We start from the raw sequence: 1429 nt of genomic DNA on the forward strand, positions 1-1429 counted from the left end.
GAACTCGTTGAGCGGCGCCCGCCACAGCATAGACGTCTCTCGGGCGGGCTCCAGCAGCTTGCGATTCGGCGGCTCGGGGAGCAAGACATCGAGCAATATGGCGGAGGCGGGCGAAGTCGCCGCGGCGCCGCAGGGCAAACGCCGCGGATTTACGTCGCGCATGGCGTCAGGGTTCAAGAAGGCGTTCGGATTGAGCAGCGGCAAGACGTCGTCGCGGAGTTCGGGGCAGCAAGACGTCGATGCCGCAACGGAGACTCACGTGGTCTCAACCAAGGTTCGCGTCGATTACGCCAAGCGTGGTCGCCCCGCCGACCGGGACATGCATTCCGATGACGAGTCCCGCATCAACCAGTTCGCGGAAGCAGTCCGAAACTACGAAATTCTACCCGACGGTAGCATCGGCCGAGGGGACGGAAGGGTTCCCGAGCGTACCTTGACGACCAATTTAGGGATTCTTAGGGGGTTCGCTCGTTGGCTCAAAGCAGAGAACAGAGATTCGATGGCTTCTCGGCTTTTAAACGATCCAGATTCACTAGCCGTTGATATCGCGGATTATTGGGCAAGCGGTGGGGATGGTCAGGACCGTCTTAAGTCAGCACTGTCTCATTTCAGGAGGCTCGCGCCTGAGGGGCAAGAACTCCAAGCCGTTGGACCTGGGCCGCGCCTGATGGGGCGCCAGATACATGATCCTTATCCCGACGACGCGCTCGTCATTGATAGCTTGGCCAAGGAAGAGCTGAGTAAGTTCGGACCGGTCCCGACTTCTCGGAATAATACCAGTCACCAACGAAAGTTTAGCGCTTGGCTCCAAAGGGAGGGCAGGGAGAGCATAGTCAGCCGACTCACCGGTACTGATCAGCAGCAACAGTCGTTGCAAAAAGATTACCAAGACTTCATCGAAGCCATGGGAAAAAAAGTGGGCGTGAGTTTCGATCGGCTGCGGCAGTATCTAGGCGCCGAGTCGCAGTTGAAACAGCATCATCCTTATCCCGACGACGCCCGCATCATTGATGACCTAGCCAAGGAAGAGCTGAGCAAGCTCGGACCGGACTCGACTTCGCAGAGGAAAGTTATCTGGAATCTGACCAACAATCGACGGAGGTTTGGTAATTGGCTGCAAACCAGGGGTCGGGAGAGCATAGCGAGCCGGCTCAACGGCAGTGATCAGCAGCAATGGTCGTTGAAAATAGATTACCAAGACTTCACCGAAGCCGTGGGAAAAAAACTCAATATGTCTTTCAATCGGCTTCGGCAGTACCAGCAAGTCGTTGAGGCGAACGCAGCGTCGGGGTTGTCCCCTGAGCCGGCAAGTGGCCGGGAACCGGCCGGTCTGGACGGCCGTTCGGATCCACGTGCCGAGTTCAGATCAACTTCGCCGCTGCAGCAGGTTGATCCATCGATCGAAGGCCGCAGCGGATTGTCGCTCGAC

The 1429-nt window shown here is 57.7% G+C and carries 1 protein-coding gene and 1 pseudogene; one reads left to right on the top strand and one right to left on the bottom strand.

The features are described from left to right. Positions 1-204, bottom strand: a 204-nt coding sequence (locus tag MOV76_RS39110) for a hypothetical protein (protein WP_247266593.1), incomplete at its 3' end; no start/stop codon positions are given. 55 nt (positions 205-259) lie between these two features. Between MOV76_RS39110 and MOV76_RS39115 the strand changes: the two are divergent. Continuing rightward, positions 260-1429: pseudogene (locus MOV76_RS39115) on the top strand (hypothetical protein); the annotation flags it as partial.

The sequence above is a fragment of the Rhizobium sp. PRIMUS64 genome (genome assembly GCF_023006465.1).
Lineage (GTDB): Bacteria > Pseudomonadota > Alphaproteobacteria > Rhizobiales > Rhizobiaceae > Rhizobium > Rhizobium leguminosarum.